General features: G+C 72.6%; 22 protein-coding genes. 11 read left to right on the top strand and 11 right to left on the bottom strand.

The annotated features are described in order from the left end of the window. Positions 1 to 94: 94 nt before the first annotated feature. Positions 95 to 1,693: an MFS transporter gene (locus KVT45_RS31905; RefSeq protein ID WP_217552618.1), complete on the bottom strand. Its 1,599-nt coding sequence runs from the start codon at positions 1,691 to 1,693 to the stop codon at positions 95 to 97. Between the two features lie 211 nt (positions 1,694 to 1,904). Here KVT45_RS31905 and panB point away from each other — a divergent pair, with 211 nt between their 5' ends. Both panB and KVT45_RS31895 read left to right on the top strand, forming a co-directional pair. Then, on the top strand, positions 1,905 to 2,780 hold the full coding sequence (gene panB / locus KVT45_RS31900) for a 3-methyl-2-oxobutanoate hydroxymethyltransferase (RefSeq protein WP_217552617.1): 876 nt from the start codon (positions 1,905 to 1,907) through the stop codon (positions 2,778 to 2,780). A 277-nt stretch (positions 2,781 to 3,057) separates the two neighbouring features. Further along, on the top strand, positions 3,058 to 4,272 hold the full coding sequence (locus KVT45_RS31895) for an MFS transporter (RefSeq protein WP_217552616.1): 1,215 nt from the start codon (positions 3,058 to 3,060) through the stop codon (positions 4,270 to 4,272). On the opposite strand, the gene KVT45_RS31890 is transcribed toward KVT45_RS31895, so the two are convergent. Continuing rightward, entirely contained in the window at positions 4,208 to 4,765 is a 558-nt protein-coding gene (locus tag KVT45_RS31890; protein WP_308310920.1) for a GNAT family N-acetyltransferase, read from the bottom strand. The two genes, KVT45_RS31895 and KVT45_RS31890, sit on opposite strands and share 65 nt — an antisense overlap. A gap of 278 nt (positions 4,766 to 5,043) precedes the next feature. Between KVT45_RS31890 and KVT45_RS31885 the strand changes: the two genes are divergently transcribed. Together KVT45_RS31885 and KVT45_RS31880 are read left to right on the top strand one after the other, a co-directional pair. After that, positions 5,044 to 6,051 (top strand): ATP-binding cassette domain-containing protein, encoded by a 1,008-nt coding sequence (locus tag KVT45_RS31885; protein WP_217552614.1) that lies wholly within the window; start codon positions 5,044 to 5,046, stop codon positions 6,049 to 6,051. Further along, positions 6,048 to 6,869 carry an ABC transporter permease gene (locus tag KVT45_RS31880; RefSeq protein ID WP_217552613.1) on the top strand — a complete coding sequence of 274 codons (822 nt, stop codon included), beginning with the start codon at positions 6,048 to 6,050 and terminating at the stop codon, positions 6,867 to 6,869. Before KVT45_RS31885 ends, KVT45_RS31880 begins: the two co-directional genes overlap by 4 nt. 16 nt (positions 6,870 to 6,885) lie before the next feature. Here the strand turns inward: KVT45_RS31880 and KVT45_RS31875 are convergent, their stop codons facing one another. Then, on the bottom strand, positions 6,886 to 10,161 hold the full coding sequence (locus KVT45_RS31875; RefSeq protein WP_217552612.1) for a BTAD domain-containing putative transcriptional regulator: 3,276 nt from the start codon (positions 10,159 to 10,161) through the stop codon (positions 6,886 to 6,888). 105 nt (positions 10,162 to 10,266) lie between these two features. Beyond that, positions 10,267 to 10,752, bottom strand: coding sequence for a DUF6578 domain-containing protein (locus tag KVT45_RS31870; RefSeq protein ID WP_217552611.1), 486 nt, complete (start codon positions 10,750 to 10,752; stop codon positions 10,267 to 10,269). A 147-nt stretch (positions 10,753 to 10,899) separates the two neighbouring features. On the opposite strand from KVT45_RS31870, the gene KVT45_RS31865 reads away from it, so the two are divergent. Next, a complete protein-coding gene (locus KVT45_RS31865; protein WP_217552610.1) occupies positions 10,900 to 11,700 on the top strand; it encodes a site-2 protease family protein in 801 nt (266 codons plus the stop codon). A gap of 8 nt (positions 11,701 to 11,708) precedes the next feature. On the opposite strand, the gene KVT45_RS31860 is transcribed toward KVT45_RS31865, so the two are convergent. Both KVT45_RS31860 and map read right to left on the bottom strand, forming a co-directional pair. Next, a complete protein-coding gene (locus tag KVT45_RS31860) occupies positions 11,709 to 12,356 on the bottom strand; it encodes a heme oxygenase (biliverdin-producing) (RefSeq protein ID WP_217552609.1) in 648 nt (215 codons plus the stop codon). A gap of 145 nt (positions 12,357 to 12,501) precedes the next feature. Further along, positions 12,502 to 13,359 carry a type I methionyl aminopeptidase gene (map, locus tag KVT45_RS31855; protein ID WP_217552608.1) on the bottom strand — a complete coding sequence of 286 codons (858 nt, stop codon included), beginning with the start codon at positions 13,357 to 13,359 and terminating at the stop codon, positions 12,502 to 12,504. A 58-nt stretch (positions 13,360 to 13,417) separates the two neighbouring features. Between map and KVT45_RS31850 the strand changes: the two genes are divergently transcribed. Further along, positions 13,418 to 13,651, top strand: coding sequence for a hypothetical protein (locus tag KVT45_RS31850; protein ID WP_217552607.1), 234 nt, complete (start codon positions 13,418 to 13,420; stop codon positions 13,649 to 13,651). A 13-nt stretch (positions 13,652 to 13,664) separates the two neighbouring features. Here the strand turns inward: KVT45_RS31850 and KVT45_RS31845 are convergent, their stop codons facing one another. Then, positions 13,665 to 14,954, bottom strand: coding sequence for an MFS transporter (locus KVT45_RS31845; RefSeq protein ID WP_217552606.1), 1,290 nt, complete (start codon positions 14,952 to 14,954; stop codon positions 13,665 to 13,667). A gap of 259 nt (positions 14,955 to 15,213) precedes the next feature. After that, positions 15,214 to 15,822, bottom strand: coding sequence for a hypothetical protein (locus KVT45_RS31840; protein WP_217552605.1), 609 nt, complete (start codon positions 15,820 to 15,822; stop codon positions 15,214 to 15,216). An 80-nt stretch (positions 15,823 to 15,902) separates the two neighbouring features. On the opposite strand from KVT45_RS31840, the gene KVT45_RS31835 reads away from it, so the two are divergent. The 3 genes from KVT45_RS31835 to KVT45_RS31825 all read left to right on the top strand — a co-directional run bounded on the left by KVT45_RS31835 (position 15,903) and on the right by KVT45_RS31825 (position 18,010). Beyond that, entirely contained in the window at positions 15,903 to 16,982 is a 1,080-nt protein-coding gene (locus KVT45_RS31835) for an exo-alpha-sialidase (protein ID WP_217552604.1), read from the top strand. Between the two features lie 47 nt (positions 16,983 to 17,029). Continuing rightward, positions 17,030 to 17,749 (top strand): NADPH-dependent F420 reductase, encoded by a 720-nt coding sequence (npdG, locus tag KVT45_RS31830; protein WP_217552603.1) that lies wholly within the window; start codon positions 17,030 to 17,032, stop codon positions 17,747 to 17,749. A gap of 78 nt (positions 17,750 to 17,827) precedes the next feature. After that, complete coding sequence (locus tag KVT45_RS31825) at positions 17,828 to 18,010, top strand: hypothetical protein (protein ID WP_217552602.1); 183 nt, start codon at positions 17,828 to 17,830, stop codon at positions 18,008 to 18,010. Positions 18,011 to 18,021: 11 nt separating this feature from the next. Here the strand turns inward: KVT45_RS31825 and KVT45_RS31820 are convergent, their stop codons facing one another. The 3 genes from KVT45_RS31820 to KVT45_RS31810 form a co-directional block, all read right to left on the bottom strand. Beyond that, positions 18,022 to 18,696, bottom strand: a complete 675-nt coding sequence (locus KVT45_RS31820; protein ID WP_217552601.1) for a PhzF family phenazine biosynthesis protein — start codon at positions 18,694 to 18,696, stop codon at positions 18,022 to 18,024. Between the two features lie 79 nt (positions 18,697 to 18,775). Beyond that, the gene (locus KVT45_RS31815; protein ID WP_217552600.1) at positions 18,776 to 20,263 is read right to left on the bottom strand and encodes an HtaA domain-containing protein; all 1,488 of its coding nucleotides are present in this window, start codon (positions 20,261 to 20,263) and stop codon (positions 18,776 to 18,778) included. A gap of 109 nt (positions 20,264 to 20,372) precedes the next feature. Next, positions 20,373 to 21,752, bottom strand: a complete 1,380-nt coding sequence (locus KVT45_RS31810; protein WP_254647659.1) for an HtaA domain-containing protein — start codon at positions 21,750 to 21,752, stop codon at positions 20,373 to 20,375. A gap of 233 nt (positions 21,753 to 21,985) precedes the next feature. Between KVT45_RS31810 and KVT45_RS31805 the strand changes: the two genes are divergently transcribed. Both KVT45_RS31805 and KVT45_RS31800 read left to right on the top strand, forming a co-directional pair. Next, a complete protein-coding gene (locus KVT45_RS31805) occupies positions 21,986 to 22,990 on the top strand; it encodes an ABC transporter substrate-binding protein (protein ID WP_217552598.1) in 1,005 nt (334 codons plus the stop codon). Further along, positions 22,987 to 24,033: an iron ABC transporter permease gene (locus tag KVT45_RS31800; protein WP_217552597.1), complete on the top strand. Its 1,047-nt coding sequence runs from the start codon at positions 22,987 to 22,989 to the stop codon at positions 24,031 to 24,033. Before KVT45_RS31805 ends, KVT45_RS31800 begins: the two co-directional genes overlap by 4 nt. Positions 24,034 to 24,379: the final 346 nt, after the last annotated feature.

Raw genomic sequence — 24,379 nt, 5'->3', positions numbered from 1 at the left:
TGCGGGAATTCTCCCGCAGCCGAAGCCTCCCCCCGTGGTCGTCCACGTGCTCTCCCCCGTGACTCCTGCCCGTGGTACCGGTCCGTTCAGTCGTTCACTCCGCCGCTACGACCAACTCCTGCTCCCGGTCGCCCTGCTGACCGGCCGGCGGCTTGCCCGGCAGGAAGAGGGTCACGACCACGGCGCCGATCAGCGCGACGCCCGCGCCGCACAGGGCGGTGGTGTGCATGGCCTGCAGGAAGGCGTCGTTGGCGGGGGTGACAAGGGCCTTGCCCTGGTCACCGAGCTTGGCGGCAACGCCGAGCGTGGCCTCGATGGACTCGCCGGCGGTCTCGCGCAGCCCCGGCGGCAGCGTGCCGAGCTTGCCCTCGATGCCGTTGCGGTACGACGTGGAGAGCACCGAGCCGAGCACCGCGATGCCGAGGGCGCCGCCGACCTGGCGGAAGGTGTTGCTGAGCGCGGAGGCGGAACCGGCCTTCTCGCGGGGCAGGGCCTGCATGATGACGACCGAGGTCGGCGTCATGATGTGCGCCATGCCGGTGCCCATCAGGAAGAAGACGACCTCCAGGATCCAGATCGGCGTGTCGGCCTCGAAGGTGGCGAAGGCGCCCAGGGTGACGGCGATCAGCACCAGACCGCCCGCGGTGGTGGCCTTGTTGCCGATCCGGTCCACCACCAGCCGGGCCCGCGGCGCGAAGATCATCTGCGCGGCGGCCAGCGGGAGCAGCAGCAGACCGGACTGCAGGGGCGAGTAGCCGCGCACGCTCTGGGTGTAGAAGACGGAGAAGAAGGTCACGCCCATCAGCGCGAAGAAGACCAGCGCGATGGCGGCCATGGCGGCCGAGAAGACCTTGTTCTTGAAGTAGCTGACGTCCAGGGACGGGTGGTCGCTGCGCTTCTCGAAGATCACGAAGCCGACGAGCACGGCGAGGCCCGCGGCGATGGTGGCGAGGACCTTGGCGTCGGTGAAGTCGGCGAGTTCGCCGCCCTTGATGATGCCGTAGACCAGCAGGACGAGACCGACGACGGACAGGACCACGCCGACGGGGTCGAGGCGGCCCGGGCGCGGGTCGCGCGAGTCGGGCACCAGCCACACCATCAGGGCGAGCGCGATGATCACGATCGGTACGTTGATGAGGAAGACCGAGCCCCACCAGAAGTGGTCGAGCAGCACACCGCCGGTGATCGGGCCGATGGCGATGGCGAGGCCGACGCCGCCGGCCCAGATGCCGATCGCCTTCGGCTGCTCCTGACGCTCGAAGACGTTCATCAGGACGGCGAGGGTGGCGGGCATCACGAAGGCGGCGCCGAGGGCCATCAGGGCGCGGTAGGCGATCAGCTGGTCGGCGGAGCCGGACTCGGCGGCGAGGGCCGAGCCGATGCCGAACACCACGAGGCCGCCGATCAGCACCTTCTTGCGGCCGAGGCGGTCACCGACGAGGCCGGAGGTGAAGAGCAGGCCGGCGAAGACGAGGGTGTAGGCGTTGATCGCCCACTCCAGCTGGCTCTGGGTGGCACCGAGGCCGACCGGGGCCGGGGTGGAGATGGTCTTGACGGCGACATTCAGGATCGAGTTGTCGAGCACCACGATCAGCAGGCTGAGCATGAGCACGCCGAGGATCGCCCAGCGGCGCCGGTGCACCGCTTCGGATATGCGGGGGCCGGTTGGAGCGTGGTCGGCAGGAGTTGTCATGCCGACGAGCCTAAGGCCATTTCAATACGGCACCGTCTCGTATCTGAATACCTTTACCCGGGCTTTATACAACGCGACAAGGTGGAGCGACGGCCGGTGACCGATGGATCACATGGGGGTGCTCTGGCCGAGGGCGGCACGAAGTGCCACCATGGGAGGGATCCGGGGACGCCGTCAGGGTGCCTCGAGATGACTTGAAGGAGCCGTTGCCATGACGCAGCTTTCGGCTGCCCAGACTGTGCAGAACAGCCCCTCCGACGGCAGCAGGGCGCTGTACGGGGGGAAGGGCACTCGCCGCATCACGGTCCGCGACATCGCCCTCGCCAAGGAACGCGGCGAGAAGTGGCCCATGCTCACCGCCTACGACGCGATGACCGCCTCCGTCTTCGACGAGGCCGGCATCCCCGTGCTCCTGGTCGGCGACTCGGCCGGCAACTGTCACCTCGGCTACGAGTCGACGGTGCCCGTCACCCTGGACGAGATGACGATGCTGTCGGCGGCCGTGGTCCGAGGCACCCAGCGCGCCCTCATCGTCGGCGACCTCCCCTTCGGCTCCTACCAGGAGGGCCCGGTGCAGGCCCTGCGCTCGGCGACCCGGCTGGTGAAGGAGGCGGGCGTCGGCGCGGTCAAGCTGGAGGGCGGCGAGCGGTCGTACGAGCAGATCCGGCTGCTCGTCGAGTCCGGCATCCCGGTGATGGCGCACATCGGCCTGACCCCGCAGTCCGTCAACGCGATGGGCTACCGCGTGCAGGGCCGCGGCGAGGAGGCGGCCCAGCAGCTGCTGCGGGACGCCAAGTCGGTCCAGGACGCGGGCGCGTTCGCGGTCGTACTCGAACTGGTCCCGGCGGAGCTCGCGGCCGAGGTGACCCGGGTGCTGCACATCCCGACGGTCGGCATCGGCGCCGGTCCCGAGACCGACGCGCAGGTCCTGGTCTGGACGGACATGCTCGGCCTGACCTCGGGCCGGGTCCCGAAGTTCGTGAAGAAGTACGCGGATCTGCGCGAGGTCATGGGCAACGCGGCCCGGGCCTACGCCGAGGACGTCGTCGGCGGAACGTTCCCGCTGGAGGAGCACTCCGTCCACTAGGAACACCCAAGAGCCACTGCGGAAACACCAAGGACAGCCCGCCGATCTTCCCCCGTCGGCGGGCTGTCCCGCGTCGTGATGGACATCGCCGGCCCCGGCGGCGAGACTGGCCGCCCACAACACGTCAAGACTTCTGCCCGGTGACGGAGTCGGTGCGGGGCGCGTGTCCCCTCCCCGCGCCAGCACTGGACGGTTCCAGACGGAGACCACGGGTCGGCACATCCGGGCACCGACGACCCACGTGGACCGTCCCGCCGGGCGGCGAACAGGACTCGCCGTGCCGTCGGCGAACTACCGTGCCCTGCTGCGTACCCCGGGAGCCGCGGCCTTCTTCCTGCCGGCGTCGCTCGGACGCGTCGGCGTCGCGATGACCGGCATCGGCATCGTCTGGCTCGTACACGGCCGCACCGGCACCTTCACCGCGGCCGGGCTGGTCGGCGGGTGTTTCGCGCTGGCCGAAGCGCTCGGGGCGCCACAGGTGGCCCGGCTCGTCGACCGGTTCGGGCAGACCAGGGTCCTGCCGCCCGTACTGCTCGCGCACGCCCTCGCGGTGGCGCTCCTGGTGTCGCTGGTCGCCGCCGGCGCCCCCGACGCCCTGCTGGCCCTGGGCGGTGCGCTGGCCGGCGCCGGCGTTCCCCAGCTCGGCGCGCTGTCCGCGGCCCGCTGGTCGGCGCTGCTGCGCACCGGCCGGGCGGCGGAGCTGCCCACCGCCTTCGCGCTGGAGTCCGTCGCCAACGAGGCGGGCTACCTCCTGGGCCCGGTGCTGGTCAGCGCCCTCGCCGCGGCCGGACATCCGGTGGCCGGCACGGTGCTGGCCACCTCCCTGTCGGTGGCCGGAGGGCTGGTCCTCGCGGCACAGCGCGGCAGCGCGCCCCCGCCGGCGGCCGACGGCCCCGCAGCCGCCCGCGAGGACCGGTCGTTGCTGCGCGGCGAGATCCTCCTGCTGATGGGGCTCAACCTCGCCATCGGGGTGTTCTTCGGCGCCATGCAGGTGGCGGTGCCCGCCTTCGCCGTGGCGCACGGCGCGCCGGGCGCCGCGACCCCGGTCTTCGCCGTCACCGGCTGCAGCGGACTGCTGGCCGGATGGCTGTACGGGCTGCGCCGGTGGCGTACCGCACCCCGGGTACAGCTGACGATGGCGAGCGGTGTGCTGACCCTCGGCACCCTGCTGTTGCTCACGGTCGGCTCGCCGTTCGGGCTCGGACTGGTCGTGGTACTGACCGGTGCCACGATCCCGGTCCTCCTGGTGCTCTTCTCCGTGCTGGCCCAGTCGACCGTGCACCGGTCCGTCCTGACCCAGGCGTTCTCCTGGCTGGGCTCCGCGAGCGCGGCGGGCTCGGCCGCCGCGGCGGCGGTCTCCGGCCGGGCGATCGACGCACTCGGGCCGCACGGCGGCTTCGCGGTCACCGCCACGGCCGCCGCCGCACTCACCCTCCAGAGCCTCGTCGGGCTGCGTCTGCCGCACCCACCGAAGGGGCGGTCGGGGCGGTAGGGAGGTGCCAGCGGACCTCGCCGTCGTGCCGTACGTCGGTGGGGACCAGACCGGCGGCCCCGGCGACGGCGGCGGAGGCGTGGTGGGCGGGGTGGATGTGGGCGATGACGGTGGCCGAAAGGCCGCGGGTGAGCCGGTCGACCAGGCCGCGGGCGGCCTCGGTGGCGATGCCCCGGCCCTGCCATGGGGTGCCCACCACCCAGGCGATCTCGGCGACCGGGCCCCGGACCGTCGCCTGGACGTAACCCGTCAGGCAGGACTCCGCGCGGAGCCGGATCACCCAGTTCAGCCAGGAGACGGCCGGGTCGCCGGAGCCCGCGGTGATGCGCCGGTAGCGCGAGCGCAGGGTCTCGGCGGTGTCAGGTGCGCCGCCGGTGAAGGTGTGCAGGGCCGGGTCGGACAGCACCGCGGCCATCTCCTCGGCGTGCTCGACGCACAGCGGCAGCAGGTCCAGCCGCCCGGTGCGGATGGCCTGGGCCGCGAGTGGGGTCACGCCCCGCACGGTACGCCCCCCTCGTGCCGCCGAGCAGTCGGCGGGCCGGGCGGGCCATCGGTGGGCCGGGACTGCCATCGGTGGGCCGGGCACGCCATCGGTGGGCCGGGATTGCCGTGGCCAGGCCGGGAAAGCCGTCAGTAGGCCGGGCAAACCGTCGGCGGGCCGGGCAGGCCGTCGGCGGGCCGGGCGGGCCGTCGGCGGGATGTCGGCGGGCCGGCGGCCGGTGTCGGTGGGCTGTCGGTGGTTTGTCGGTGGGGCCTGGCACGGTTCTTCCCATGACGCGAATCGACAACAACGCCGTGTCCGTACGGGGGCTGGTGAAGCACTACGGCGACACCAAGGCACTCGACGGAGTTGATCTGGACGTCCGCCAGGGCACCGTGATGGGCGTGCTCGGTCCGAACGGGGCCGGCAAGACCACCCTGGTACGGATCCTGTCCACGCTGCTGAAGCCCGATGCGGGAGAGGCGACCGTCGCCGGGTACGACGTGCTGCGCCAGCCCCGCCAGCTGCGCCGGGTGATCGGCCTGACCGGGCAGTACGCCTCCGTGGACGAGAAGCTGCCGGGCTGGGAGAACCTGTACATGATCGGGCGGCTCCTTGACCTGCCGCGCAAGGACGCGCGAGCCCGGGCCGACGAGCTGCTGGAGCGGTTCTCGCTGACCGAGGCCGCGAAGCGGCCGGCGAGCACCTACTCCGGCGGCATGCGGCGCCGGCTCGACCTCGCCGCCTCGATGATCGGACACCCCCAGGTGCTGTTCCTGGACGAGCCGACCACCGGTCTCGACCCGCGCACCCGCAACGAGGTGTGGGCCGAGGTCAAGACCATGGTCGGGGACGGGGTGACCGTGCTGCTGACCACCCAGTACATGGAGGAGGCCGAGCAGCTCGCCTCCGAGCTGACCGTCGTGGACCGCGGGAAGGTCATCGCGAACGGCCGGGTGGAGGAGCTGAAGGCGAAGGTCGGCGGACGGACGCTGCGGGTGCGGCCCGTCGATCCGCTGCAGGTCCGGCCGCTCGCCGACATGATCGACGAACTCGGGATCACCGGGCTCGCCGGTACCACCGTGGACGGCGAGAACGGCACGCTGCTGGTGCCGATCCTCAGCGACGAGCAGCTGACCGCCGTGGTCGGCGCCGTGACCGCCCGCGGTATCACCATCAGCTCCATCACCACCGAACTGCCCAGCCTGGACGAGGTGTTCCTGTCCCTCACCGGCCACCGCGCCAGTGCCCCGCAGGACGCCAAGACCGCCGACGACCGTCAGGAGGTCGCCGTATGAGCGCCGCCACCGCCACCACCGCCACCCCGGCCGCCGACGTCCGTATCCCGCTGCGCGCGCACCTGCGGCACACCGGAGCCCTGGTCCGCCGCAATCTGCTGTGGATCCGGCAGGACCCGGAGTCGATGTTCGACGCGCTGCTGATGCCGGTCGTCTTCACGCTGCTGTTCGTGTACGTCTTCGGCGGCTCGATCGGGCAGGCGCTCGGCGGCGGTCAGGACGGATACGTCCAGTACGTCATCCCGGGCATGATCGCGATGATGAGCATGACGCTCTCGCAGGGCGTCGGCACCGGGTTCAGCCAGGACTTCAACTCCGGCGTGATGGACCGGTTCCGGTCGCTGCCGATCGGGCGCGGCTCGGTGCTGTTCGCGAAGATCTCGGTGGAACTGGTGCGGATGCTGTTCGCGACCGCCGTGCTGATGATCGTCGCGGTGCTCGTCGGGTTCCACATCAACCACTGGGGCGGGCTGTTCGCCGCCGTGGGGCTGTCCGCGGTGTTCGCCTCCTCGATCATGTGGGTGTTCCTCACCCTGGGCGTGATCCTGAAGAACGCCCAGTCCGTGCAGGCCATGGGGTTCCTGGTGCTGTTCCCGCTGCAGTTCGGCTCGTCGATCTTCGCGCCGACGAACTCGATGCCGGGCTGGCTGCAGAACTTCACCGACTACAACCCGCTGTCCACGCTCGCCGACGCCGCGCGCGGCCTGATGGTCGGCGGCCCGGTCGCCCACGACCTGTGGGTGACGCTGGGCTGGTCGGTGGGGATCACGGCGATCGCGGCACCGTACGCGATCTACAAGTTCCGTACGAAGAGCTGACGTTCACCGGAACACGTCAGATCAGGGCGGTGGCCTCCACGCGGGAGAGGCCACCGCCCTCGGCGTACGCCGACTCGTAGGCCCGGTCGTCGTCCAGGACGGCCCGGACCCGGGCCTCGGACCGGTCGCGTGCCGTGCGCTCCAGGCCGACCTGGACGTGGCCGGGCGGCACCAGGGCGTCGGCGGCGCCCAGGCAGCGGGCGGCGTCCCCGGCGCGCACGCCCCCGTCGAGGCCGGCGAGGGCGACCGCGGCGACGGTCAGGCAGACGGACGGCAGATGCGGGGTGATGGCCTCGCTGAGCGGGTCGGCGGCGAGCCGCAGCGCATCCCGCAGCCTGGCCAGGGCCTCCGCGTGGAGGCCGTCGAGGGCGTCCACCCAGGCCTCCTGGGTGAGGATCAGGGCGTCGAAGACGACGAAGTGGGAGATCTTGAACTCGCTGCGCAGCAGCCGGACCTGCTCGCGGGCCTCGGGGATGCGGCCGCTGATCAGGAGCCAGGTGGTGAGGAAGAGCCGGGCGGCGGGCATCGCCTCGTTGCTCAGGCTCTCGTTGTCGGCGATGACCTGGCGCAGCAGCCGTTCCCCGCGCTCGGTGTCGCCCGACTCGATCAGCACGCTGCCGAGGCGGGCGTTCAGCACGGCGGTCTGGGAGCGGGCGCCGAGCAGGCCGACCCGCTCGATGGCGGCCTCGTAGTCGACGGCCGCCGCCAGGTAGTCGCCTCTGCGCTCGCGGGACTCGGCGCGCCCGGAGAAGGCCTCGGCGGTGCCCCAGTCGTCCCCGAGGCGCCGGAAGATCTCCAGTGCCTCGTCGGCGTCCCGGGTGGCGTCGTCCGCCCAGGCGGCGCGGTTGGCGAGCAGGTTGGCGCGCATGGCGAGGCTGCCGGCCAGCTCCCACTCGTAGCCGGGCGTCTCGCGGCAGGTGCGGACACCGGCGTCGAGGATCTCGCGCAGCCGGTCCATGCCGCCGGTCAGCATCACGGCGAAGAACCAGAACATGCCCGGAGCCCGGCAGGTCTGCGGCATGCCGGGCTCGTAGACCTCGGTGACCGCGCGCAGCTTGGCCTGGGCCTCGGGCGTCTGCCAGACGTCCAGCTCGGTGTCCATACAGGCCAGATGGGCCAGGTGCACACCGCGCCGGGCCTCGACGAGGAGCTCTCCGGTGTACGGCGGCGGGGTGTCGGTGCAGCGCTGCCACACCGGTTCGGCCCGGCGCAGCGGCGGGGCGAACGGGTCGGGGCCGAGGGCTATGACGTCGGTGCACCAGGCGCGGGTCTCGATGCGCTGGTCGTGCATCTGCCAGTACCAGAACAGGGAGTGGAGCAGGCAGAGCGCCTCGTGCTCGTCCCGTACCGCGATGGCGTGCCGCAGCGCGGTACGCAGGTTCTCGTACTCCAGCCGGAGCCGTGCGATGGCGGCCCGCTGGCCGGGGCCGCGCAGCAACGGATCGGTGGTGCGGGCGAGTTCGCGGTAGTACGTCAGATGGGCGCGCTCGGCCGCGGCGCGCTCGCCGCTCTCGTCGAGGCGCTCGCCGGCGTACTCGGCGACGGTCTCCAGGAGCCGGTAGCGCATCCCGCCGTCCTCGGCCTCGCCCGAAGGGGCCGCCACGACCAGGGACTTGTCGACCAGGGAGCCGAGCGCGTCGAGGGCGGCGGGGCCGCAGACGGCCTCGGCGGCGGCCAGGTCGCAGCCGCCCGCGAAGAGGGAGAGACGGCCGAGGACGTCGCGTTCGCCGGCGTCGAGCAGGTCCCAGGACCAGTCGACGACCGCGCGCAGGGTCTGCTGGCGGGGCAGCACGGTACGGCTGCCGGAGGTGAGGAGGCGGAAGCGGTCGTCGAGCCGGTCGGCTATCTGGCGCGGGGTCAGCACCCGCAGCCGGGCCGCGGCCAGTTCGATGGCGAGGGGCAGTCCGTCCAGGCGGCGGCAGATCTCGGCGCACGCGGCCGCGGTCTCGTCGTCGGCGCCGACCGTGAAACCGGGGCGGGCCGCTGCGCCCCGGTCGGCGAGCAGCCGCAGCGCCACCGGCTCGGGCAGCGGCTCCACCGGGCGCAGCAACTCCCCGGGTACGCCGAGGGGTTCGCGGCTGGTGGCCAGGATCGTCAGGTCCGGGCAGCGCTCCAGGAGCCGGGCCGCCAGGTCGGCCGCCGCGTCGACGACGTGCTCGCAGTTGTCGAGGACGAGCACCATCCGGCGCCGGGCGCAGTGGTCGACGAGCCGCTCGACCGGGTCGTCGTGCCGGTCGGCGGCGGCCCGCATGGCCTCGGCGCCGCCGCCGTACAGCACGGCCTGGCGGGCGCCGAGCGAGCTGAGCACGGCCTCGGGGACGTCGGCCGGGTCGTCGACGGGGGCCAGCTCGGCCAGCCAGACGCCGTCCCGTGCGGCGTACCGCACGGTCTCGGCGGCCTCCTGCGACAGCCGGGTCTTGCCGGCCCCGCCGGGCCCGAGCAGGGTGACCAGCCGGGCGGCGGCGAGGTCGCCCCGGATGGTCTCGATGTCGGCCTCGCGCCCGACGAAGGAGGTGAGCCGGGCGCGCAGGTTGCCGGGCCGGGACGGTTCGTCCGCCGTGGGCGCCGGGTCGAGGAGCTCGGCGTGCAGGGCGCGCAGTTCGGGCCCGGGGTCGGAGCCGAGGCGGTCGGCGAGGAGGTGCCGAACGTCGTCGTAGGCGGCGAGCGCCTCGGCGGTGCGGCCGGTGCTGTGCAGGGCGCGCAGGCGCAGGGTCTGGAGGGGCTCGTCGAGGGGGTGGGCGTCGCACAGGGCGGTGAGCTCGGGCAGGGACTGCTCGGCCTGGCCGAGGGCGAGGGCGGCGGTGTGCCGGGCGCGCAGGGCGTCGAGGCGGCGGACGTCGACGCGGGCCGCCTCGGCGGTGCGGTCGGGCAGGTCGGCCAGGGCCGGGCCGTGCCACAGGGCGAGGGCGTCGTCGAGGGCGGTGGCCGCCTTGGCGGGGTCGCCGTCGGCGAGGGCGCGCAGGCCCTCGCCGGTGAGCCGCTCGAAGCGGTGCAGGTCGACGTCGTCGGGGGCGGCGGCGAGCCGGTAGCCGCCGTCGGTGGACTCGATCGCGTCCGCGCCGAGCGCCCTGCGCAGCCGGCCGACCAGGGCCTGGAGGGCGCCGGTCGCGTCGGCGGGCGGTTCGTCGCCCCACACCTCGTCGACGAGCAGTCCGGCGGGCACGCCGCGTCCGGCCCGCAGCGCGAGCACGGTCAGCAGGGCACGCAGCCGAGAACCGCCCACGGGAACGGCCGTGCCGTCGGGGCGGAGTACCTGGGTGGTGCCGAGGATCGCGTAGCGCACGGGGTCCATTGTCCCTGGGGACGTCAGCAGCGGTCACGGGGTTTCGAAGGCAGGGTGTCGAAGGCGGGGCGTCGGGGCCCGTGCAGGAGCGTCGGGCGGGCCCGCCCGGTGGCGTCAGGGGCGCAGGACGTGCGCGGTGTCCGGGGCGTCCAGTGTGACGAGGGCACCGCAGGTGCGGCGGACCCGCCGCAGGCCGTCCACCGTGCCGAGGTCCGCCTCCCCGAACCACCGGGGGCAGCTGTCGACGGGCTCCAGCGTGAGGGTTCCGGGCACCGCTTCCAGGCCGCGTCCCGTGCCCCGGAGCACGACTCCCGCCCCCTCCCCGTCCCCCTCTCCCTCCCCCGGCGCCACCGGCACCGGGTCGGTCCGGTGGAAGCGGTACTCCTCGTGGACCAGGACGACGGCATGGACACGGCCGGTGGTCGGGCGGTCGGGTCCGCCGTGGTTCTCCACCCAGGTCTCGGCGCCGTACCCGGCGTTCTCCCGCCGGGCCTCGGCCCCGTAGGCGACCAGTTTCCAGGCCACCTCGTCGCCGACCGAGAACGGTGTGCCGCAGCACTCCATCTGCCAGTCCTCGTAGAACACCTTCAGCAGTCGCATGTCCCAACCCTCCAGGAACCGGACGGCGGTCGCGAGACGTTTTCCTCTGCGCCGAGAGGTATTTCCCCTGCACCCGAGGCGTTTCCGCCCCCCGCCAGGTACGGTCGGACCCTTGCCGACCACCCCAGTTCTCCAGGAGCCCCGCCCATGACCGCCACCACCACCCGCCCCAGTGACCGGCGGATCAGTCCCGTGTTCGTCGGGATCCTCGCCGTCACCGCGGTCACCGGGTGGGCCACCTGGTCCGGGTTCGCCGAGCAGCCCGGGGTCGCCGTGTTCCTGTTCGTGACGGCGGCCTGGATCGTCTCGCTCTGCCTGCACGAGTACGCGCACGCGCGCACCGCCCTGCACGGCGGGGACATCACGGTGGGCGCCAAGGGCTACCTGACCCTGAACCCGCTGAAGTACACGCACGCGCTGCTGAGCATCGTGCTCCCGGTGCTGTTCGTGATCATGGGCGGGATCGGTCTGCCGGGCGGCGCGGTCTTCATCGAGCGCAGCCGGATCCGGGGCCGCTGGCGGCACAGCCTGATCTCCGCCGCCGGTCCGCTGACGAACGTCCTGTTCGCCGCCGTCTGCACCGCCCCCTTCTGGCTGGACGCCCTGGACGGCGTCCCGCGCGACTTCCGTTTCGCGCTCGCCTTCCTCGCCCTGCTCCAGGTCACGGCCGCGATCCTGAACTTCCTGCCGGTGCCGGGCCTGGACGGCTACGGCGTGATCGAGCCCTGGCTGTCGTACAACATCAAGCGCCAGGTGGAGCCGTTCGCCCCGTTCGGTCTGCTCTTCGTGTTCGCGCTCCTGTGGGTGCCGTCGATCAACAGCGCGTTCTTCGACGTGATCGACGCGCTGCTGCGCCACCTGGGCGTCGGAGACCTGGACCAGTACTGCGGTCAGCAGCTCTACCGCTTCTGGCAGGGGACGGACGAGTTCTGCTCGATCAGCCAGTAGCGGCGGGGTCAGGCCGACAGCGGGAACTCCTCGCCCAGTTCCAGGAACACCGCCGTGTTGAGGGCGAACGCCCGCTTGCACTCGGTCACGATGCGCTGCCTCTCCAGGTCGTCGGCGTTCACCGCGTCCAGCAGTTCGCGGTAACCGCGCTTGAAGGCGGCCGGGTTGGCGATGTCCTCGAAGACGTAGAAGCGGACGCCGTCGCCCTTTCGCTTGAACCCCCAGGTCCGCTCGGCCCGGTCGCGGATGATCTGGCCACCGGAGAGGTCGCCGAGGTAGCGGGTGTAGTGGTGGGCGAGGTAGCCGCCCGGCCATCCCTCGGCGCACTCCCACACCCGCGCCGCGTACTCCTCGGTCGCCGGCAGCGCCGTGCACCCCGTCCGCCACCCGGGCCCGCGCAGGTGCGCCAGGTCCCGCTCCAGCGCCGCCAGCCGGAACAGCTCGGGCCGCACGAACGGTCCGGCCACCGGGTCCGACGCCAGCCGCCCGGCCGCGCCCTCCAGCGCCTCGTACACGAACCACAGCTGCTCGGTGTAGCGGGCGTACGCCTCCACACCGAGCCGGCCGCCCAGCAGGTCGCTCATGAACGTCGAGGTCTCCGCCGCCACGTGCTGCTCGTGGGACGCGGTGCGGATGAGTGTCGAGAAGGAGTCCATGGGCAACATCCTCTAAGGTAAGGCTTACCTAAGTCAATGCTCTTGCCGACGCTTCGTCGGTAAAGTTACCGACACCCTGTCGGTAAAAGCGTACCGGAAAAAAGGCCCGCCCTCCGAGGGGAGGACGAGCCCGGTCGACCAGGGGTCAGGGAAGCGTGAGGACGTCCGCGCCGGTGTCGGTCACCACCAGCGTGTGCTCGAACTGCGCGGTCCGCCTGCGGTCCTTGGTGACGACGGTCCAGCCGTCGTCCCACATGTCGTACTCGTACGTCCCGAGCGTGAGCATCGGCTCGATCGTGAAGGTCATCCCGGGGTGCATCACGGTCGTCGCGTGCGGGCTGTCGTAGTGCGGGATGATCAGGCCGGAGTGGAACGACGAGCTGATGCCGTGGCCGGTGAAGTCCCGGACCACCCCGTAGCCGAAGCGCTTGGCGTACGACTCGATGACCCGGCCGATGATGTTGATCTGCCGGCCCGGCCGGACCGCCTTGATCGCCCGGTCGAGGGACTCCCGGGTCCGCTCCACCAGCAGCCGGCTCTCCTCGTCCACGTCCCCGACGAGGTAGGTCGCGTTGTTGTCGCCGTGCACCCCGCCGATGTACGCCGTCACGTCCAGGTTGACGATGTCTCCGTCCTGGAGCACCGTCGAGTCCGGAATGCCGTGGCAGATGACCTCGTTGACGCTCGTGCACAGGGACTTGGGGAAGCCGCGGTAGCCGAGGGTGGACGGGTACGCCCCGTGGTCGCACATGTAGGCGTGCGCCACCTTGTCGAGCTCGTCCGTCGTCACACCCGGCGCGATGATCTTCGCGGCCTCCTCCATCGCCTGTGCGGCGATACGGCCGGCGATGCGCATCGCCTCGATGGTCTCGGAGGTCTGCACCTCCGGCCCGGTGTACGGGGTCGGCGCGGGTTTGCCGACGTACTCGGGGCGGCGGATGTTTCCGGGTACCGAACGGGTGGGAGAGAGCTCCCCTGGTACGAGCAGCGACTGGCCAGACATGCCAGCGAGTCTAACCAGCGGGCATGGGGGAACATGTGGAAGGTGAAAGGAGCCGGTCATGGCCCTGTTCAAGAAGCGGACCGTCGCAAAGGCGGGCGAGTGGTACTACTGCCTGCAGCACCAGAAGGTCGAGGAGGGCCCGGAGTGCCCCGCCAAAGACCGGTTCGGCCCCTACGCCACCCGTGCGGAGGCCGAGCACGCGATGGAGACCGCGCGGGAGCGCAACCTCCAGTGGGAGAACGATCCGCGCTGGCACGACGCGCCGGCGGGTGACTCCTCGGACGAGGGCTGAGGACGAGGGCTGATCAGAGCTGGGTGGGGGCGGCGGCCTCGGTCGCGCCCCGAGTGCGTCGGGCGCGCAGCCGTACGGCGTGTTCGTCGGTCTGCGCGTCGTACGACATCAGGGCGGGCAGGCACAGGGCCAGCAGGCCCACCGCGCCGGTGCACAGCAGGCCGCCCGCGCCGACGGACGCCCGTACGCCGAGCCATCCGGCCATGCCGCCGGCCCGGACCTGGCCGAGGGTCGGGCCCACGGAGTACGACAGCAGTTCGATCCCGGCGAGGCGGCCGCGCAGTTCGTCGGGGATCGTCTGGTTCCACATCGCGGACCGGAAGATCCCGCTGACCATGTCGCAGCCGCCCGCGACCGCGAGGAAGAGCAGCACCAGCCACACGTTCGCCACGGCACCGGCGGCGGCGATCGCCAGGCCCCACAGCGCGGCCGACAGCACCACCATCCGCCCGTGCCGGCGCACCCGCGAGGTCCAGCCGCTGACCAGGCTCACGAGGAGCGACCCGGCCGGGATGCTCGCGTACATCAGGCCGAGCGACCAGTCCGCGTCCAACTCGTCGGCGAGGAAGGGCAGTACGGCGAGCGGCATCGCCAGGAACATCGCCGCGAGGTCGACGGCGTAGGTGCCGAGGAGTTCCTTGCGGTTCCAGGCGTAGCGGGCGCCCTCGGCGACGGAGCGGAGGGAGGGCCCGGCGGCCTCGTGGGACGCGGGCGACGGGGCGATGGGGAGGATGAGGACGACGGAGACGACGAAGGTGACGAGGTCGGCGCCGTACGCCCAGCCGAGGCCCGCGTACGCCACGACCAGGCCGGCGACGGCGGGGCCCGCGACGCCGCCGGCCGTCCAGCGGAAGGAGTTGAGGGCCGCCGCGGCCGGGAGGTCGTCGTGGGCGACGATCCGCGGCCAGAGGGAGTCGAGGGCGGGGCGCTGCACCGACACCAGCGCGGAGGAGAGCGCGGCGACGGCGTACAGCGGCCATACGGCCGGGTGCGGCAGCAGCGCGTTGACCAGCAGCCCCGCGCTGAGCAGCCCTTGACCGGCCTCGGTCCGGACGATCAGCGCGCGCTTGTCGAGGGCGTCGGCGAGGGCGCCGCCGTACAGCCCGAACAGGACGAGCGGGAGCAGCTCGACGGCGCCGACGGCTCCTACGGCGGCCGCGGAACCGGTGAGGTCCTTGATCTGCACCGGGAGCGCGACGAACGTCAGGAAACTCCCGAAGTTGCTGATCAGACCGGAGAACCACAGCCGCCGGAAGTCGACGGAGGCCTTCCAGGGGGCGAGGTCGGGCAGGAGGCGGCTCACGCTGGGCCATGTTGAACGCTGCGCTCGGCGGCAGCAAACACTTTTCGCCCGGGTGCGGCCCGGTGGGGGCCGGTCGCGCAGTTCCCCGCGCCCCTGAAGGGGCGCTGCACCAACGCGCCCTGAAGGGGCGCGGGGAACTGCGCGAGCAACCACTACGCGCCCGCAGCCGACATCCGTGGCCGCGGGCCCGAGGCTCCCTGCCCTTCCGCGGTGCTGCCGAAGGCAGTTGGCTGAGCGAGTCGGGTGGGTGGGTGGGCAATCACCAGGGGGTCGGGGGCGGGGCCATCACTGTTTCCGCCAGCCTTGCGAGGCGGTCGCGGAAGCGGCGGCGCCCCCGTGGGGAGGGGCCGTTCTCGCCCGTCGCCGCGCTGACGAGGTGCTGGACCGTGTCCAGGTCCAGTTCCGCGGCCTCGGGGACGGTGAGGGTCTCGTGGGCCATGGCGGTCAGCGCGTCGTCGGTGGCGGTGGTGGTGGCGGAGAGGGTCAGGACCGTCACGCCGGCTCGGCGCGCCGTGTGGATCCGCTCCAGCAGGGCGTCCGAGTCCCCCGGCGCCACCACCAGCAGCGTCTCGCCGCGCCGGGCCGTCTCGATGCGGCCGGGGCCGACCGCGAGGTGCGCCGGGTCGGTGGGGCGGGCGTCGTGCCGTACGAGGGTCGGCGCCAGTTCCGGCGTACCGGACCACGCCGCCTCGTCCACCAGGTGCGCGGCGAGGTGCCAGGGCTCGTAGTCCGGGGTGCCGAGGAGGAGCAGTCCGCCGCCGTGGGTCACCACCGAACCCCGAAGGGCCCCCGCGAATCTCCGCGTCGCGTTCAACCACTCGGTCCCGGCGAGCACTTCGCGCAACAACGCGACCCGTACGGCGTCCATGCCCCCGCATACTGCCGTAATCGGACACTCGTGACGCGGAGTTCACTCCGAATTCGCCCGAACCGGGGAGAACGCGGCCCATGAGCGACGTAGAAGCAAGCATTCCCTTTCGCGCGGGCAAAGAGGGCTACGCCAGTTTCCGGATCCCGGCGGTGGTGGTCTCCCGGGCGGGCACCGTGCTCGCCTTCTGCGAGGGGAGAGTCAACTCCGCCGCCGACTACGGGCACATCGACGTGGTGCTGAAGAGGTCCGGGGACGGCGGGCACACCTGGGGGCCGCTCCAGGTCGCCGCGAGCAACGGCACCGACCTCGCCGGGAACCCCGCCCCCGTCGTCCTCGACACCGGCCGCATCCTGCTCGTGCACGTCCGCAGCGCCGCCTCCGCCACCGAGGACGCCATCCTGCGCGGCCAGGTGTCGGACGCCGACGGGCGCCGGGTGTGGGTGCAGCACAGTGACGACGACGGGGTGACGTGGTCCGCGCCGAAGGAGATCACCAAGTCGGTGAAGAAGGCCGGGTGGCGGTGGTACGCCACCACGCCCGGGCATGCCATCCAGCTGCGCTCGGGCCGGGTCGTCGTGGCCGCCAACCACACCCTGCCGCCCACCGGAACGGACAACGGCACCGAGGGCAAGTACAACAGCGGGCACTGCCTGCTCAGCGACGACCACGGGGAGACCTGGTACCTCGGCTACCTCGACGAGAACACCAACGGGTACATCAACGTGAACGAGACCACCGCCGCCGAACTCCCGGACGGGCGGATCTACTTCAACACGCGCAACGACTCGCCGGCGCCCGGCAACCGGGCCGACGCCCACTCGGCGGACGGCGGGCGCACGCTGGCGAAGCCCTTCCGGCCGCAGGCCGGGCTCGCCGCCCCCGTCTGCGAGGCCAGCGTGCTCCAACTCCGCGATCCGGACCTGCTGCTGTACTCCGGGCCGGGCGATCCGGCGAGCCGTGCCCTGATGACGATCCGCGCCTCCGCCGACGGCGGTACCACCTGGCGGCCGGCCTACACGGTCGACGGACTGCCCGCCGCCTACTCCGACCTGACCCGGATCGACGCGGCCACCGTCGGGCTCCTGTACGAGACCGGGGACTTCAGCGCCTATTCGACGATCACCTTCCGCCGGGTGCCCGTGAACCGGCTCACCTGACCGAACCTGACCGGGTACGGCCGCCGGCCCGGACGTAGAGTCGGCCCATGACCTCTACCGACAGTGCACAGCAGCCGACGGCCGAGAAGGCCCCCGCCAAGGATCCCTGGGACCTGCCCGACGTCTCCGGTCTGGTCGTGGGTGTGCTCGGCGGCACCGGCCCGCAGGGCAAGGGCCTCGCCTACCGGCTGGCCCGGGCCGGCCAGAAGGTGATCATCGGCTCCCGGGCCGCCGAGCGCGCGCAGGCCGCCGCCGACGAGCTCGGTCACGGTGTCGAGGGCGCCGACAACGCCGAGTGCGCGCGCCGCAGCGACCTCGTGATCGTCGCCGTGCCGTGGGACGGGCACGGCAAGACGCTGGAGTCACTGCGCGAGGAACTGGCCGGCAAGGTGGTCGTGGACTGCGTCAACCCGCTCGGCTTCGACAAGAAGGGCGCCTACGCGCTCAAGCCGGAGGAGGGCAGCGCGGCGGAGCAGGCCGCGGCGCTGCTGCCGGACTCCCGGGTCACGGCCGCCTTCCACCATCTCTCGGCCGTGCTGCTCCAGGACCCGGAGATCGAGGAGATCGACACCGATGTGATGGTGCTGGGCGAGGAGCGGACCGACGTGGAGGTCGTGCAGGCGCTGGCCGGCCGCATCCCCGGGATGCGCGGCGTCTTCGCGGGGCGGCTGCGCAACGCCCACCAGGTGGAGTCCCTGGTCGCGAACCTGATCTCGGTCAACCGCCGCTACAAGGCACACGCCGGGCTCCGCGTCACGGACGTCTGAGCGGATGGGGGACACTGGTGGCTGCCATCGGTGTCCCCACGTCTTCGGAAAGACGTCTTCGGAAAGCGATCGACTCCTATGCCCCGCCTCGCCCTGTACGCCCTCGTCGTCTGCGTCCTCGCCGTCGTCGCCGCCGTCGTCTCCTTCGTCCAGGGCAGCTGGGCGATCGGCGTCGTCTGGGTGCTGCTGACAGGCCTGTCGTCCAACATGACCTGGTACTACGTGCGGCGCGGCCGTCAGGAGAAGTCGGTGACCGGCTGATCACCGGCTGATCACCAGCGGTCGGCCGCCGACTGCCTCTCCTCGCCCTCCAGGATGACCCGCCCGCCGATCTCCACCCAGCCGTAGGGCTGAGGTGCGGTCAGGATCTGCGAGCCCCTGCCCTGGGTGATGTTCAGGGCCCGGCCCAGCTCCGCGGTGAGCAGCAGCGCCGCCGCCCCGGTCGCCTCGTCCTCGTCGATGCCGTCGTCACGGCCGGGGAAGGCGCGGGCGCGGACCCGCCCGGCCGACTCGTCCTCCCAGGCCCAGGCGTAGATCCACTCCCCCGGCGGCGGCACCGGCAGCGCGTCGACCTCGGCGGCCTTGGCGTACTGGCGCAGGGTGCGCGGCGCGGCCCACTCCGGGAGCGCCTCGATCCAGCTGAACTCCCCGTCCAGCCGGGCGCCGACCACACCGGCCGGGGTGACCAGTTCGGGCACGTCCAGCAGCCAGGCCGTACCGACGCACGGGTGGCCGGCGAACGGCAGGCGCAGGGTGGGGGTGTAGATGTCGATGGCCCCGCGCTCGGGGTCGTCCACGAACACGGTCTCGCTGAACCCGAGCTTCGCCGCCAGCGCCTGCCGGTCCTCCCGGTCGGGCAGTACGGAGCCGTCGCGGACGACCCCGAGCTCGTTGCCGTATCCGCCGTTCGCCGCGCAGAAGACACGCAGCACGTCGTAATCAGTCACTCCGGCATTGAAGCATTCGCGGGGGCGGCGGTGGACGGGTCGTCCCAGGCGGGGGCGCCCGTCCGCCCCCGGCGGGGTGTCACGCCCCGGTACGGCGCCGGCGCATCGCGTACACCACGCCCGCGCCCGCGGCCACGGTGACCGCGGCGGCCGCGCCCAGCACGCCGCTCGGGACGTCCGCGCCGGTGGAGGCGAGGGCGCCGCCGGTGACGCCGGTGCCTCCGGTGGTGGAGCCGGTGACGCCGCCGCTCGCCGAACCGGCGGTGCCGTCCGAGGCGGTGGCGGTCGGGGTGCCCGTCGCGTCGTCGTCACCGTCGCCGGACGGGAGCTGGGCGTCGTCCGTCAGGGCGACGGAGAGGTCCAGCGGGTCGAGTTCGGTGCCCGCCGTGTAGTAGCCGCTGAACGCCTTCGCGCCGGCCTCGGTGAGGGTGGCGGTGACGTCGTCCAGGGTGATGACGTCGTCCGTGGGGGTCAGGTCGGCGGAGGCGGCCGTCAGGTCGGCCAGTTCGACGTCCTCGGTGGTGGTGCCGAGGCTCGTCACGTCGGCGGTGAGTTCGCCCTTGCCGCCGTCGACGGTCGCCCGGATGTTGCCGAGGGTGAGGTCGAGGCCGTACGTGCCGTTGCTCTCGTGGCCCTTGAAGTCGACGGCGCCCTCGAAGGCGGCGGAGAGCGTACCGGCGTCGGTGTCGTAGTCGCCGGTCGCGCCGGTGAACGTGAACGCGCCGTTGCCGGCGGCCTGGGCCGCGCCGTCCGAGACGGTGATCCGGCCCTGGGCCACGCTGCCCACGACGTACGTACGGAAGGACTCCTTCACGCCCCAGGTGAGGATCCCGTCGGCTATGTCGCCCTCGGCCGGGGGCTCCTCGGACTCGGACGCGGACGCGGAGGGGGACGGGGAGGCGGAGGCGGACCCGGAGGGGGACGCCGACGTGCTGGCGGACGGGGAGGGGCTCTGTGAGGCGGAAGCGGAGGCGGAGTCCGACGGGGTCGGCGACGGGGACGGGGACTCGGTGGCGGTCTGGGCGACCGTGAGCGGGTCGCCGGCCGCGCCCTCGTAGCTCGCGCTGCCGAAGACGTCCGCGGCCTGCTTGGTGAGGGTGGTCGTCATGTCCGTCATCGCGCGGGTGACGGTGACCGTGGCGAGCGGGACGTCGTCCGTGGTGGTGCCGTCCTTCGTCACGTCCGCGGTGATCTCGGCCGCCCCGCTGTCGAACCTCACGTCGGACAGCGTGAGGTCGAAGCCGTGCAGCTGGGAGACGATGCGGAGGCTGCCCTGGAAGGCGAGGTCCACGGTGTGCGCGTCGGAGTCGTAACTGCCGGTGCCCTGGGCGAAGGTGAAGGCGCCGTTGCCCGCGGCCTGGGTCGCGCCGCCCGCCGGGGTGAAGGTGCCGGCCGCGTAGGTGGTGACGTAGGTGCGATACGACTGCTTGATGCCCCACGTCAACTCGTAGCCGCTGAGCGGGACTTCGGCGGCCGACGCGGTGGTCGCCGCGGTGAGCGCGCCGGCTCCCAGGGTGACCGCGACGGCGGCGGCGAGGGCGAGCTTTCTGGTCGTGGTGGCGGGCATGTGGCTCCTTGTGGGTGTTCCGGCGGTGTACCGGTGGCTTTCCGGCGGATTTCCGGCGGATTTCCGGTGGTTTTCCCGGTGGTTTTCCCGGTGGTTTTCCGGTGGGGGTTCAGTCCTCGTCGGTGGGGGCGGGCCCGGCCGCCGGGCGGGTACGGCGCCTGCGGACGGCGACCGCGAAGAGCGCGGCGGCGGCCGACAGGACGCCCGCGGTGAGGGCGACGGGCAGGACGGGGGTGCCGTCGCCGTCGGAGGCGGTGGTGTCGCTCGCCACCGGCCGCGCCGAGGCGGCGGTCGGTGTCGGTGACGGTGTCTCCGTCTCGTCGGCCGCGCTGCCCAGGTCGGGCAGGGCGGGCAGGGCGGCGTCGGCGTTGAGGGCGACGGCGAGGGAGACCGGGTCCATCGCGGTCCCGGCCCGGTACATCCCGGCGAAGGCCCTGGCGCCCCGGGCGGTGAGCTTCGCGGGGGCCTCGGTGACCTGGGCGAGCCCCTTCTTCGCGGTGAAGTCCCCGGCGGTGAAGGTGACCAGCGGGACCTTGTCGCCGGTGAAGGCGTCGCTGTCGACGTCGGCGTAGAGGGTGCCCGTGCCGTCCTCGACGGTGGCCCTGACCGCGCTCAGTCTCAGGTCGAGGCCGTGGTCGCCGGTGAAGCGGACGGCGCCCGCGAAGCTCGCCGTCAACGCGCCGTTCCGGTACGCCCCTTCGCCCTTCGGGAAGCGGAAGAGGGCGCCGCCGTCCTCGGCTCCGCCGGTCAGCGTCCACCTGCCGCGGGCGATGTCACCGGTGACGTACTCGCGGAAGGTGCGGCGCACGCCCCAGTTGACGGCGCCGTCCTCGATGGAGCCGTCGGAGTCGTCGGAGTCGTCGGAGTCGGCCTTCGAAGTGGCCTTCCTGGTGGGCGAGTTGCTCGGGGCAGGGGTGGGCGTGCCCGCCGGCTCGACGTCCGCCGCCAGGCTCACCGGGTCCAGGGCGGTGCCGGCCGTGTAGTAGCCGGCGAAGGAACCGGCGCCCTGGGTGGTGAGGGTGGCGGGCACGTTGTCCAGGACGACGGCGGTGCCGGCGCCCCTCATGTCGATCCCGCCCAGGGCCAGGGAGGCGAAGGGCACCTGCGAGGACGTCGTGACCGTCCCGGTGCCCTTCGCCTTGCTGGTGACGTCCAGGTAGAGGGTGCCGGCCGAGCCGGAGATGCGGACGGTGGGGCGGCTGAGGGTGAGGTCCAGTTGGTAGGTGCCGTTGCTCTCCCGGTGGCCGACGAAGTGCACCCCGCCGGCGAAGGACGCGGTGAACGCGCCGGTGCCGCCGTCGTAGGTGCCGGTCGCCGAGGGGAAGCGGAACCGGCTGCTGCCCACGGTCGCCGCACCGCCGGTCAGGGAGTAACTCCCCTTCGCGATCGGGCCGGTGACATAGCTCTGGAAGGACGACTTCACACCCCAGTCCAGCCGGCCGCCCTGCACGGTACGGCTCGCGGCATGGGCGGTGGCCGCCGGGAGCAGGGCCCCACAACCACCGCGAACACCACGGTGACCAGGGCACGAAGGCGCGCGGGCATGGGAGGTCCTCCGGGGGACGACGGGCATGACGGGTACGACGGGTACGACGGGCGCAACAGGCACTGCGGGTACGGCGGGTGCGACAGCCGGTAGCGAATTAAGGTAAGGCTAACCTAAGCTTTGCGCCAGGCCGCCACAGCGGCCGCCGGTGACCCGAGAGAAACGGACGGACGACCGTGCGACGCTTGCGCACCCGACTGGCGGGAGCACTGGTCCCGTTGCTCGCCCTCACCCTGACGGTGACCGCCTGCGGAGGCTCACCGCGGGCCGCGGCGGCGAAGCCGACGGCGGCCGCCGCCAACCGGGTCGAGCCGCTCGCCGCCACCCCGTCACCGGAACTCCCGGTCACCGTCACCTCCGCCGACGGCAGGAAGGTGACGGTTCGCCGGGCCCGGCGGATCGTGCCGCTCTCCGGCAGCCTCAGCGAGATCGTGTTCACGCTCGGGCTCGGTGACCGGGTCGTCGCCCGGGACATCACGGCGACCTTCCGGCAGGCGGTGAAGCTGCCGGTCGTCACCCGCAACCACGACGTCTCCGCGGAGAGCGTGCTCTCCCTCAAGCCGGACCTGGTGCTCGCCGAGACGACCACCGGCCCCCAGGAGGCGATGGACCAGATCCGCGAGGCCGGTGTCCCGGTGCTGCTCGTCGGCCCGGCCCAGGGTCTTGACGACGTGGGTCCGCGGATCGCCGCGGTGGCCGGCGCGCTCGGCGTCCCGGCGGCTGGGAAACAGCTGACGCGGCGGACGGAGGACCGTATCGCCGTGGTACGCAAGGCGGTTCCGCGGGAGCGGGCGAAGCCTCGGGTCGCCTTCCTCTACCTGCGCGGCTCGGCCTCCGTGTACCTGATCGGCGGGCGGGGGTCGGGGGCCACCTCGCTGCTGGCGGCGGCGGGGGCCGTGGACGCCGGGGTCGAGTCCGGGCTGGCGAAGGACTTCACCGCCATCACCGCCGAGGCGCTCGTCAAGGCGGCGCCGGACGCGATTCTCGTGATGACCAAGGGACTTGAGTCGGTCGGGGGCATCGACGGTCTGGTGAAGATCCCGGGGGTCGCGCAGACGCCGGCCGGGATGGACCGGCGGGTGGTGTCGGTGGAGGACGGGGTGCTGCTCAACTACGGGCCGCGTACGGACCAGGTGCTGAAGTCGGTGGTGGCGCAGCTGTACGGGGACGACGCGAAGTGAGCGGGCGCGGACGGAAGCCGACGGTCGGGTCGCTGCTCACGGTGGGGCTGGTGGCGGCGCTGGCCGTACTGGTGCCGGTGGCGGCGGGGCTCGGTGCGTATCCCATCCCCACCGGGGACGTGCTGGGGTCGGTCCTGCACCGCGCGGGACTCGGCGGTACGGCACTGGGCCGGGTCCCCGAGTCCGTCCTCTGGAACGTGCGCTTCCCGCGGATCGTGCTGGCGCTGCTCGTCGGTGCCTCGCTGGGGTGTGCGGGGGCGTTGATGCAGGGCGTGTTCGGCAACCCGCTCGCCGAGCCGGGGGTGATCGGGGTCTCCTCGGGGGCGGCGGTGGGGGCGGTGGGGGTGATCGCCTTCGGGCTGGACTTCCTCGGCACCTGGACGGTGTCGGTGTTCGCGTTCGCGGCGGGGCTGGCGACGGTGCTGCTGGTGTACGCGATGTCCCGCTCCGGAGGCCGTACGGAGGTCGTGACCCTGATCCTGACGGGCATCGCGGTGAACGCGTTCGCGGGGGCGCTGATCGGGCTGTTCCTCTTCTTCGCGGACACGGCGGCGGTCAACCAGATCACGTTCTGGCAGCTGGGTTCGCTGTCCCAGGCGACGTGGCCGAAGGTGCTGGCGGTCCTGCCGTGCGCTCTGCTGGGCCTCGCCCTGGCGCCCCGCTACGCCCGCCGTCTCGACCTGCTCTCCCTCGGCGAGCGCCCGGCGCGGCACCTGGGCGTCGACGTCGAACGCCTGCGGCTCACGCTGGTGCTGGTCATCGCCCTCCTCACGGCGGCGGCGGTGAGCGTGTCGGGGATCATCGGCTTCGTGGGCCTGGTCGTCCCGCACGTCCTGCGGATGGCGGCGGGACCGGGGCACCGCTTCCTCGTCCCGGGAAGCGCACTGTTGGGGGCGGTCACCCTCCTGACCGCCGACCTCACCGCCCGCACGGTGTCCGCCCCGGCGGAGCTCCCCCTCGGCGTCCTCACGGCCCTGCTCGGGAGCCCGTTCTTCTTCTGGCTCCTACGGAGGACACGGCGCCGGCAAGGGGGGTGGGCCTAGCGATGCCGGGCGGGCCTCGCCGTTGGCGGTACCGGTCCATCGCCGGGTGCGGCACCGCCATGGCCGATCGCGCAGTTCCCCGCGCCCCTTACGGGGCACTACCACCCACCTCTTCACCTCAGGCCCGCGCGCCTCAAACACGCCCCCGCCACTCACTCTCTTCCGCCGCAACGGCGCCACGCCACGACGGTGTCATCCGGCGGTGCCGAGCCGACCGAACTGGTCTCGCCGTTGGCGGTGCCGGTCCATCGCCGGACGCGGCACCGTCGTGGCCGATCGCGCAGTTCCCCGCGCCCCTTACGGGGCACTACCACCCACCTCTTCACCTCAGGCCCGCGCGCCTCAA

The sequence above is a fragment of the Streptomyces sp. GbtcB6 genome (genome assembly GCF_019091475.1).
Taxonomy (GTDB): domain Bacteria; phylum Actinomycetota; class Actinomycetes; order Streptomycetales; family Streptomycetaceae; genus Streptomyces; species Streptomyces hyaluromycini.
This window is presented reverse-complemented; position numbering and strand designations above follow the sequence as displayed.

Bases quoted from the DNA above. Each gene is read 5' to 3' on its own strand.
- KVT45_RS31905 (WP_217552618.1), bottom strand. From the start codon at position 1,693: ATGACAACTCCTGCCGACCACGCTCCAACCGGCCCCCGCATATCCGAA.
- panB (WP_217552617.1), top strand. From the start codon at position 1,905: ATGACGCAGCTTTCGGCTGCCCAGACTGTGCAGAACAGCCCCTCCGAC.
- KVT45_RS31885 (WP_217552614.1), top strand. From the start codon at position 5,044: ATGACGCGAATCGACAACAACGCCGTGTCCGTACGGGGGCTGGTGAAG.
- KVT45_RS31880 (WP_217552613.1), top strand. From the start codon at position 6,048: ATGAGCGCCGCCACCGCCACCACCGCCACCCCGGCCGCCGACGTCCGT.
- KVT45_RS31875 (WP_217552612.1), bottom strand. From the start codon at position 10,161: ATGGACCCCGTGCGCTACGCGATCCTCGGCACCACCCAGGTACTCCGC.
- KVT45_RS31870 (WP_217552611.1), bottom strand. From the start codon at position 10,752: ATGCGACTGCTGAAGGTGTTCTACGAGGACTGGCAGATGGAGTGCTGC.
- KVT45_RS31865 (WP_217552610.1), top strand. From the start codon at position 10,900: ATGACCGCCACCACCACCCGCCCCAGTGACCGGCGGATCAGTCCCGTG.
- KVT45_RS31860 (WP_217552609.1), bottom strand. From the start codon at position 12,356: ATGGACTCCTTCTCGACACTCATCCGCACCGCGTCCCACGAGCAGCAC.
- map (WP_217552608.1), bottom strand. From the start codon at position 13,359: ATGTCTGGCCAGTCGCTGCTCGTACCAGGGGAGCTCTCTCCCACCCGT.
- KVT45_RS31850 (WP_217552607.1), top strand. From the start codon at position 13,418: ATGGCCCTGTTCAAGAAGCGGACCGTCGCAAAGGCGGGCGAGTGGTAC.
- KVT45_RS31840 (WP_217552605.1), bottom strand. From the start codon at position 15,822: ATGGACGCCGTACGGGTCGCGTTGTTGCGCGAAGTGCTCGCCGGGACC.
- KVT45_RS31835 (WP_217552604.1), top strand. From the start codon at position 15,903: ATGAGCGACGTAGAAGCAAGCATTCCCTTTCGCGCGGGCAAAGAGGGC.
- npdG (WP_217552603.1), top strand. From the start codon at position 17,030: ATGACCTCTACCGACAGTGCACAGCAGCCGACGGCCGAGAAGGCCCCC.
- KVT45_RS31825 (WP_217552602.1), top strand. From the start codon at position 17,828: ATGCCCCGCCTCGCCCTGTACGCCCTCGTCGTCTGCGTCCTCGCCGTC.
- KVT45_RS31815 (WP_217552600.1), bottom strand. From the start codon at position 20,263: ATGCCCGCCACCACGACCAGAAAGCTCGCCCTCGCCGCCGCCGTCGCG.